This is a genomic window from Armatimonas sp., assembly GCF_964826245.1.
Genome location: NZ_CBAYMC010000189.1, coordinates 1 through 8,789, shown reverse-complemented (window position 1 = coordinate 8,789; position 8,789 = coordinate 1). Strand labels below are relative to the sequence as shown.

Annotated in this window: 9 protein-coding genes and 1 pseudogene; 6 read left to right on the top strand and 4 right to left on the bottom strand. The window is 61.0% G+C overall.

Annotated features, from left to right (window positions below):
- Nucleotides 1–419, bottom strand: a pseudogene (locus AC1XOS_RS16310) (hypothetical protein); the annotation flags it as partial.
- Nucleotides 420–447: 28 nt separating this feature from the next.
- On the opposite strand from AC1XOS_RS16310, the gene AC1XOS_RS16305 reads away from it, so the two are divergent.
- Complete coding sequence (locus tag AC1XOS_RS16305) at nucleotides 448–2,091, top strand: adenylate/guanylate cyclase domain-containing protein (protein ID WP_481963283.1); 1,644 nt, start codon at nucleotides 448–450, stop codon at nucleotides 2,089–2,091.
- 14 nt (nucleotides 2,092–2,105) lie between these two features.
- Here the strand turns inward: AC1XOS_RS16305 and AC1XOS_RS16300 are convergent, their stop codons facing one another.
- Both AC1XOS_RS16300 and AC1XOS_RS16295 read right to left on the bottom strand, forming a co-directional pair.
- Nucleotides 2,106–2,795, bottom strand: a complete 690-nt coding sequence (locus AC1XOS_RS16300; RefSeq protein ID WP_481963282.1) for a hypothetical protein — start codon at nucleotides 2,793–2,795, stop codon at nucleotides 2,106–2,108.
- 42 nt (nucleotides 2,796–2,837) lie between these two features.
- Nucleotides 2,838–3,389: a hypothetical protein gene (locus AC1XOS_RS16295; RefSeq protein WP_481963281.1), complete on the bottom strand. Its 552-nt coding sequence runs from the start codon at nucleotides 3,387–3,389 to the stop codon at nucleotides 2,838–2,840.
- A 49-nt stretch (nucleotides 3,390–3,438) separates the two neighbouring features.
- Here AC1XOS_RS16295 and AC1XOS_RS16290 point away from each other — a divergent pair, with 49 nt between their 5' ends.
- Together AC1XOS_RS16290 and AC1XOS_RS16285 are read left to right on the top strand one after the other, a co-directional pair.
- Nucleotides 3,439–4,197: a phytanoyl-CoA dioxygenase family protein gene (locus AC1XOS_RS16290; RefSeq protein ID WP_481963280.1), complete on the top strand. Its 759-nt coding sequence runs from the start codon at nucleotides 3,439–3,441 to the stop codon at nucleotides 4,195–4,197.
- A complete protein-coding gene (locus AC1XOS_RS16285) occupies nucleotides 4,194–4,721 on the top strand; it encodes an NUDIX domain-containing protein (RefSeq protein ID WP_481963279.1) in 528 nt (175 codons plus the stop codon). The genes AC1XOS_RS16290 and AC1XOS_RS16285 overlap by 4 nt, the downstream gene beginning before the upstream one ends.
- Here AC1XOS_RS16285 and kdsA read toward each other — a convergent pair.
- Nucleotides 4,684–5,517: a 3-deoxy-8-phosphooctulonate synthase gene (gene kdsA / locus AC1XOS_RS16280; RefSeq protein ID WP_481963278.1), complete on the bottom strand. Its 834-nt coding sequence runs from the start codon at nucleotides 5,515–5,517 to the stop codon at nucleotides 4,684–4,686. The genes AC1XOS_RS16285 and kdsA overlap by 38 nt on opposite strands.
- 19 nt (nucleotides 5,518–5,536) lie before the next feature.
- On the opposite strand from kdsA, the gene AC1XOS_RS16275 reads away from it, so the two are divergent.
- From AC1XOS_RS16275 to AC1XOS_RS16265, 3 genes are all read left to right on the top strand, one after another.
- A complete protein-coding gene (locus tag AC1XOS_RS16275) occupies nucleotides 5,537–5,998 on the top strand; it encodes a hypothetical protein (RefSeq protein ID WP_481963277.1) in 462 nt (153 codons plus the stop codon).
- 174 nt (nucleotides 5,999–6,172) lie between these two features.
- A complete protein-coding gene (locus AC1XOS_RS16270) occupies nucleotides 6,173–8,155 on the top strand; it encodes a (Fe-S)-binding protein (RefSeq protein ID WP_481963276.1) in 1,983 nt (660 codons plus the stop codon).
- On the top strand, nucleotides 8,148–8,789 hold a 642-nt coding region (locus AC1XOS_RS16265), incomplete at its 3' end, for an acyl-CoA dehydrogenase family protein (protein WP_481963275.1). The genes AC1XOS_RS16270 and AC1XOS_RS16265, both read left to right, overlap by 8 nt.

Here is an 8,789-nt window from a genome sequence, read left to right as displayed (position 1 = left end):
ATCAGCGACGTGTAGGCGGGCGAGCTGATCGTCCCAATAAAGAGCAGAAGAGCAATAATCCCTACAAAGCCCCAGGCGGTGGCGGCAAGTGGCATGAGCAGCAAGAGCGAGCGTCCCGTGATCCAGCTCACCTGGCAGAATGGCATCTTCGCCTTGCCCTCCATCTGCCGTGCCCAGACCGGTGCCAGTAAGTTCCCCACAAACGGCGCGGCGTTCATCACGCCAATCGCAACGTCTGAGGCGTGCAGCTCGGCGCGGGCGATTCGGATGAGAAAGGGCATCGTGATCCCCAGAAAGATCCCGGCACAGCCTCCCGCCAGAACATCCCAGCCGAGCGAGTGCAGCGCCTCTTTGGGAACGCCTAGCTTCCAGCGCGCCCAAGAGCGTAGTCGTAAGCGCCAGTCGTCTCTCTCCGTCACGATGCTCAGTCTACCGTATAATGCCGCTGTGATTCGAACGGCGAAGACAGTGCGGCTTTCTGTGACCCGCGACGCGCTCTGGGAGCTTCTCTCGGACACGGAGCGGCTGAACCGAGAGCTCAAGCTGCCCCCCGTCGCGTTTTCCTTCACGCCAAGAAGTGAAGGCGGCTCAGCGCTACGCGGAAAAGCCCGCTTTGGCCCGCTAACACTTCGCTACGCCGAGGAGCCCTATCACTGGGTGAAGCCCAGCCGCTGGTGGGTGCAGCGCTTCCCCGACAACGGCCCTGTCTCGGTCTACCGCGTGGGCGTGAACCTAGAAACCGACGGTGACGGGACCACTCTCACGGTCTGGTCCGAGGCCGAGCCGCGTGGAGTGGCCGAGAAGCTCTTGGCAAGACGCATCACCAAGAGCAGTGTGGGCGGCTTGCTCCGCGCCTGCGAGGGCTTTGTCGGATATTTGGCAGGCAGGGCCCCGACGCCCTACCCGCACCACGATCATCGCCCGAGTCTCTACGAAAGCCCTCCCAGTGACGATCTCGCGGCACGTCTTCGTGCATTCTTGCTCACCGCGCCACCCGAGGAGGTGATAGATTTCCGTCCGTTTGGTCTGGCAGATCGCTGGCAGGCGGATCGGATCGAGGTTCTGAAAGCTTGTCTGCGCGCCGTGCGTGGCGGCGAGTTGGAGCTGCACTGGCGCTTGCTCTGTCCGGCGTGCCGTGGTGCCGGGCCATCGGTCGAGACGCTCGATGCCCTCACTCCGGACAAAGCCCACTGCGCCTCGTGCAATATCGCCTTCGGCCCGACCTTTGACCAAGATGTCGAGGTCTGCTTCTCCGTCGCGCCGAGCCTGCGGAAAGCCGAAGATGGCGTCGCCACGTTTTGCATCGGCGGCCCACACCGCCTACGCCACGTCGTGATGCAGTGGCAAGTCCCCCCTGAGACAACGGAGAAAGTCACCGTAGATCTGCCACCCGGCACGTATCGCCTGCGCTCGCCGCAGCTGCCCGAGCCACGGGAGATTCTGCTGACGGACCGCTCACCTCTCGTGCTAGAAAATCCAAAGCCTTACCCGATGCTCTTTCGGCTAGAGACACGCGCTTGGCGGGAAGATGCAGCGACGGCGGCGCAGGTGACGGCGCTTTCGGAGTTTCGCAAGCACTTTGGCTCCGAGGTTCTTGCGCCCGGCCAAGAGCTGGTCGTGCGTCAGGTGACGATTCTCTTCACCGACCTGAAGGGCTCCACCCAGATGTACGCCACACAAGGGGATGCGCCGTCCTATGCCACGGTTCGGGCGCACTTCGAGCAGCTCACTCAGATACTAGAAAAACACGACGGTGCGATCGTCAAGACCATCGGCGACTCGGTGATGGCGGCGTTCCACGATCCCCAAAAAGCGGTGCAAGCCGCCCTCACGATCCAGAGTGCTTGTGATCCACTGATCGTGAAGCTCGGGCTTCACAACGGCCCTGCACTTGCTGTCACCGCCAACGGCCAGCTCGATTACTTCGGCCAGACCGTCAACCTCGCCAGCCGCATCCAAGGCCAGAGCCACGGAGGCGACATCGTCCTCTCCGACGAGCTCCTCGCCTATGTCCCTGACGCCATTCCCCGCCAAAGCTTCACCGCCCAGCTCAAAGGCACCGAGGCACCTCTCACCCTCTGGCGGCTCTAGTGTTTTCTCGGACATTAGGCGCTTGGGGGGAGTGTCGGCATGAGCCAGTCTTGGAGGCTTGTTTCTAGCGCGGCGGCATCGCGGGCGGTGTCGGAGAGGGAGCGGGCGCTGTCGCGGCAGAGCAGCGCTACGCCTCGCCAGTCTGCACGGACGGGGAGATCGAGCCAGGTGGGGAGGAGCCCGGCGGCATTGGGCTCTCTCAGAGGCGGGCCCGCGACAAGGCGCTTCTCCAGAGTGATGGTCTGCTGCTCCCCGACAAACTCCAGACGATCGGGGAAGACCACCAGCCAGCCCCAGTCCGTTTTGAAGGGGCCTTTCTTCGCTTGGGTTCGCAGCTCGACAAAGTGGCGTGCGAGGGGAGCGGGACCGGTGTCGGTGTAGAGCGCCTCTGCCGCAGGAAGCAGGGTCGCTCTCGCCTTAGCCGAGCCCAGAATCCCGAGCTTGTCGTGGAGCAGGTACATGATGCTCCAGCTTCCCAGAGTCGCCAGAACGAGGGGAAGCACTGCCCCAAAACCCTCGCGCTTCCCCGAAGCAATGGCGATGGCTTCCGTGATATTCCAGAAGGCGAACGCGAGGTAGACGAGGGCAAAGACACCCCCGAGAAGCGCTAGGAAATGCAGTAGCTGAACTGCCGCACGGAGCTTGCCGAGCCGTCGGCCCTCTTCAGGGGCCACACGAACTCGAATACTGTCAGTTTGAGACATGTGGCCTTCATTATAGCCCGTTGTGCCAAGAACCGTCGGATGCTAGAGGCGAAGGCCGATCCGCAGGCCAAGACCGCTGGGAGAGCTGCCCTTGATACGCCCCACAAGCGTGTAGTCTACCTCGACGAACATTTCGTCTTTTTGGTAGCCCACACCCAGCTTGGCTCCCGGAGAGACTCCCCGAATATGGGTCGCCGTGGTGACCGCCGTGGAGCCCGTGCCTGTGACAGTTGTTGTGGAGATACGTCGTTGGTAAAGGCCCACGCCGCCAAACTGGTAGAGAGCCTTGGGGGCGGTGGACAGGACATTAAAGCGCTGCATCAGGCCGACTCCCTCCATCACGGAGACTCGGGTCGTCGTCCCCACGACAGTTTTGTGCCGGTTTGTCTCTAAGTAGACAGCGGTATTGATCGGGAGGGGGCCAGACTTTAAGCGGGGCTGGTAGGTAAAGAGAGTCTGGGAGTGACGGTCATCGGTCGAGCCTTTAGGCAAGTACGAGCCTGCGCTGGCACTGAAGCGAGGAACCGGTGTGCTCTGGGCATAGGCCGGAAGCACGATGGCAGAAAGAAAGACAGTCAGAAGAAAGCGTTGCATAACCCCATGATACCTAATGTGATGAACTCGACGCAGGTACAATAGGGCTATGACGGAGCAAGAAAAATACTTTTTTGATCTCTGGGGCTATCTTGTGGTCAAGCAAGCTCTAAACCCTGAGCAAGTAGCGGCACTCAATGCCCTAGTGGACGAGAAGCTAATCGCCGAAGAGGCAACCGAGAAGACCAGCCACCGGTTCGGGGCCTGCCTGGAGTGGGGAACCCAGACCCGCGCCGTGATCGCCAACCCCGCACTGCTGCCCTATCTTTCCGAGCTCATCGGCCCACACCCGCGCCTCGACCACGACTACCTCGATGTGATCCTCAAACCGGGCCTCGGCCCCATTGGCGCGACGCTGCACGGTGGGGGAACCCCGTTTGACGCCGGGCAGTTCTATCGCTTCTCCGAGGGACGGATGCACAATGGCCTCACGGTCGTGGCCTACGCCCTCAAAGACTGCAACCCCGGCGATGGCGGCTTTGCGTGCGTCCCGGGGAGCCATAAAGCCAACTACAGGCTGCCCAGAGAGTGGGCCAATATGGCCGATGGCCTCGCCGAGGTCGTGCGGCCCGTGCCGTGCGAGGCAGGCGATGCCGTGATCTTCACCGAGGCACTGACCCACGGAACGCTTCCTTGGAACAGTGAAAACCAGCGCCGGACGCTCTTTATGAAGTACCACACCCACCAGAGCGCCTGGGGAGTCCACAGCTATGACCCCCACGCCCACCCCGACCTCACCGACGAAGCAAGACGAATGCTCGAAGGCCCCAACGCCCGCTACCGTGGCCGTGCGGGTGGGGTAGAGTGAGCTTTCCCAAGACGCAGTGGCGCAACGATCAGGCGACTTTTGTGCGCGGCGAGTCCGTGGGCTTTCCGACTCCGGCGGCGCTGGTGTTTCCCTTCTATGGCGACAAGGTCGTGCTGGCGGAGATTCCCGGGCGCGGCTGGTGCATTCCCAGTGGGCACCTAGAGCCCGGCGAGACACCCGAGGCGGCGGCTCGTCGGGAGGCGTTTGAAGAAGCGGGCGTGACTCTGGGACGTGTGGTCTGCCTGGGCTACTTTGTCCTCACCGACACTCAGACCGGCGCGATCCGCCACGCCCCGACTTTTATCGCGGATGTGCAGGGGCTCTCAGAACTTCCCGAAGGCAGTGAGTCGCACGGTCGGCTCCTGGCCAACCTAGAAGACATTGACGGGCTCTACTATCACTGGGACGACCTCCTCGCTGCCGTGTTCGAGGAGGCCGTCACCGCACGGGAGAACCTACTCCCCTCCGGTATGGCGCTCTCTTCGTTTACTGCGCCGCTTGAGCAATTGCCTGAAGCGTTTTAAGGAGGGCAGGCAGGTCGGCGAGGGGGAGCATGGTTGCGGCGTCGGAGAGGGCTTTTTCGGGCTCCGGGTGGACTTCCAGAAAGAACGCATCCACCCCAACCGCAGCGGCCGCGCGGGCGAGGTGTGGCACGAACTCCCGCGTCCCCCCCGACGCTGTCCCGAGGCCGCCGGGCTGCTGCACCGAGTGTGTGGCATCAAAGACAACCGGGCAGTGGGTCGCTGCCGCCATCTGCGGCAGACTCCGAAAGTCCACGATGAGGTTGTTGTAGCCAAAGCTGACCCCACGCTCACAGACTAAAATCCGCTCGTTGCCCGTCGCCTCGATCTTTTTCACGGCATTGACAATGTCTAGTGGGGCCATAAACTGGCCTTTTTTCACATTGATCGCCTTGCCCGTTTCCCCAGCAGCAACCAATAAATCCGTCTGGCGGGAGAGAAATGCGGGAATCTGGAGAATATCCACGTACTCGGCGGCGAGCGTGCAGTGGGCGGGCTCGTGGACATCGGTGAGCACTGGCATTCCAAAGTCCTGGCGAATCCCCGCCAGAATCTCCAGGCCACGCACGGGGCCTTGGCCACGAAACGCCGCCCCCGATGTCCGGTTTGCCTTGTCGAAGCTTGCCTTAAACACAAAAGCAATCCCCAGCGCCTCGCAAGTCGCCTTCACGCTCTGCGCAATCTCGCGGCAGAGGCTCTCACTCTCGATCACACACGGCCCCGCAATCAGGGCAAAGGGAAGTCCGCCGCCAATCATGACGGAAGAAACAGACTCAGAAATCGCAACTTTTCGGGTCATCGTGGTGTCAGTCTACCCGATGCAACAAACACAACAGTCTCCTGAGAAGGTCTACGTGGTGCGCCTGAATCCTCAGCAACGTAAACAAACTCGCTTTGCGCTCTGGGCAAACTTCATTGCTCTACTCCTCAATGCGACTCTTGCGATTGTGATTTGGAAGCTGGAGACGGGGAAACCCATCGCCTCTTTGATGAGTGTCTTCAGTAGCTGCCTGGTGATTGTTTGTGTCGGGCTCTACCGAAAGGGCACCCAGTACCTGACCCTCAGTGAGCAAGGTTTAACGTACCAAAACTTCCGGGGGACAGGCACTGTCAAGCTCGCTTGGGACGAGATCAAGCGGGTTCGTCTTGAGCGTAACTACACCTACACCTGGCTCCGGGTGACGCGCAAAAAAGCGTTCCTCCGCCTGACTCTCGTTGTTCCCCCCGAACAGGCCGAAGAAATCCTCCAGGAAGTTCAGCGACGTATCGAGTTGCACTAACGGGCGATGGCTATTTTTTGGTCTGGTAGGCCACAAACTCGGCCCCGCTGAAACATGGTATGGAGCACGATATGCTATAATCTAATGGAAAAATCATAGATGAATGCCCTTGCGCCCATAAAGCGCGTCCCCGAGCTGATCGCGAAACTTTAGGGGCCTGGAAAGTCAGCAAGGATGCCGACACGAACAATTCTCTTTCATATCTCTGGGCCACAGCAGGTGGTGTTCTACCTGCTGGCAGTGCTCGCGATGGCTATTTGCTTCTACGGCATCTGGCGGCGCTTGCCCGTATGGCGCGGGGGAAAACCTCTGCCGCCGGTCAAGAACTGGCCCGGTCGGCTACGCAGTGTCCTCGACCAATCCCTGGCGCAGCGGCGTGTTCGCCGCCGAAAGCTGGCGGGCGGGATGCACGCGGGGATTTTCTACGGCTTTCTCGCGCTCTTTATCGGCACGGTGATCGTCGCCATTGAGCACTACGGGGCGCTGATCTTTGGGGAGCACTGGTTCTACAAAGGGAAGTTTTATCTCATCGTCAAGGCCGCACTGGATATCTTTGGCCTCGGTCTGCTGATCGCGCTGTGTGTGGCACTCTGGCGGCGCTTAGTCACCAAGCCTGAGAGTCTGGGGAACTCACCCTACGACTCGGGGTTTCTGGCGCTCTGTCTGGTGGCGACGGTTACGGGGTTCTTGCTGGAAGGCGCGGGAATTGCCGCCGACCCTGCGCGGCTGGCATTTGCGGGCTTTACGCCCGTGGGCCTTGCGGTGGCAAAGACAGTCCCAATGAGCTACATGCTGATCTGGTGGGTGCACGTGCTGCTGGTGCTGGCCGTGATCGCGCTGCTACCCTATGGTCGGCGCTTCCATCTCTTTACCATTCCCGCAAGTGTCGCGCTTCAGCCCGAGCGCCCGATGGGAGTGCTGGAGCCGATTGCCCTCGATGATGTTGAGGAAACGGGCAAGATTGGGCTCACGGAGCTGGCGGACCTAGACTTCTGGCAGCGGCTTAGCCTAGACGGCTGCATGGAGTGCGGGCGCTGCACCGATGTCTGCCCCGCGCATGCGGTTGGCAAGGAGCTAAACCCAAAAGCCATTGTGCTGGACATTCGCCGCCACTTAGATGGCAAAGAGTCCGTGCCGCTAGACTTTCTGACCGATGAGACGCTCTGGGCCTGCACGAACTGCCATGCCTGCGTGAATGAGTGCCCGTCGCTGATTCGCCACGTTGATCTGATTGACGGGGTTCGTCGCCACCGGGTTGCTGAGGGACGGCTCAGTGGCTCGGGAGCGACCATGCTGCGCCAGCTGGGGAGCAAGGAGAACCCATGGGGACTTCCCAACTCTCAGCGCTTGGACTGGGCGAAAAATATAGAGCCGCCAGTGACCAAAGCAACCCTCGATGACGAGCGCGAGGTGCTTTTCTGGGTGGGTTGCTCTGGGGCATTTGAGCCACGCGCCCAGAAAACCGTCCAGGCCATCGCCGAGCTTCTTTCGTCGGCAGGCGTAAAGTTCACGGTTCTTGGCCCCAAAGAGCGCTGCACGGGGGATGCCGCCCGGCGTATCGGGGATGAGTTTCTCTTCCAGCAGCTCGCGGAAACCAATATCGCGACGCTGGAGGCAGTCAAGGCCAAGCGCATCGTCACCCAGTGTCCCCACTGCCTACACACGCTCAAGAACGAGTACGGGCAGCTCGGCGGCCACTACGATGTCCTGCACCACACGCAGCTTCTCGCTGAGCTCTTAGAGAGTGGTCGCCTGAAACTAGACAGTCCCTTAGACACTTCTGTCACCTACCACGACCCGTGTTTTCTGGCGCGGGTGAACGGTGAGACCGAAGCGCCGCGTAAGACCCTCCGTGCGGCACTGAAGTTGCCGATGCTAGAGCCGGAGCGCAACAAAGACAAGACGTTCTGCTGCGGTGCCGGCGGCGGCAGGATGTGGATGGAAGAGCCACCGAGTCAGCGTCCCGGACGAAACCGTGCCGATGAGCTGATCGCAACGGGTGCGGAGACGATTGCCGTGGGCTGCCCGTTCTGTAAAGTCATGGTCGGTGACTCCGTGGCTGCTGTCGCCGCCTCGCAAGAAAGTACGCCTGAGATCGTGGATATTGCGGAGCTTCTCGTCCGCGCCCAGAAGAAAAAGGAAGTGAAAAATGAGTAACCTGGCACCGCTGCCGGGCGGCGCGTTTCTCGTAAACGATGCTCCCCCTGAGAGTGTTTTTAGCCCCGAAGACTTTACCGCAGAGGCCCGGCTGATGGGCCGCTCCGCTGAGGATTTTCTGAAGAAAGAAGTCCTGCCGCATGTCGAGCGAATCGAAGCCCATGATCTAGACCTCATGGCGACTCTGATGCACAAGGCCGGAGAAGCCGGGCTTCTCGGTGCGGAAGTGCCCGAAGCCTACGGCGGCTTTGGCTTGGACAACCGCACGGGAGCCTTGATCGCCGAGAAGCTCAACTGGCAGCAGTCGTTTGCGCTCTCCCATGAGGCGCACACGGTGATCGCCACGCTACCGCTGATGTTCTTTGGGAGCCATGAACTCAAGAGTAAGTATCTCCCAAAGCTCGCCAGTGGGGAGTGGATCGGCTCCTTTGCCCTCTCCGAGACAGGCTCCGGCTCCGATGCACTCGGCGCTCAGACGCGCGCCCAGCTCTCCGGGGATGGAAAGCACTGGACACTGAACGGCACCAAGATGTGGATCACCAACACGGCATTTGCGCAGCTCTTCTCGGTCTTTGCCAAGGTGGACGGCGACAAGTTTTCGTGCTTTATGGTCGAGCGCGACACGCCCGGAGTG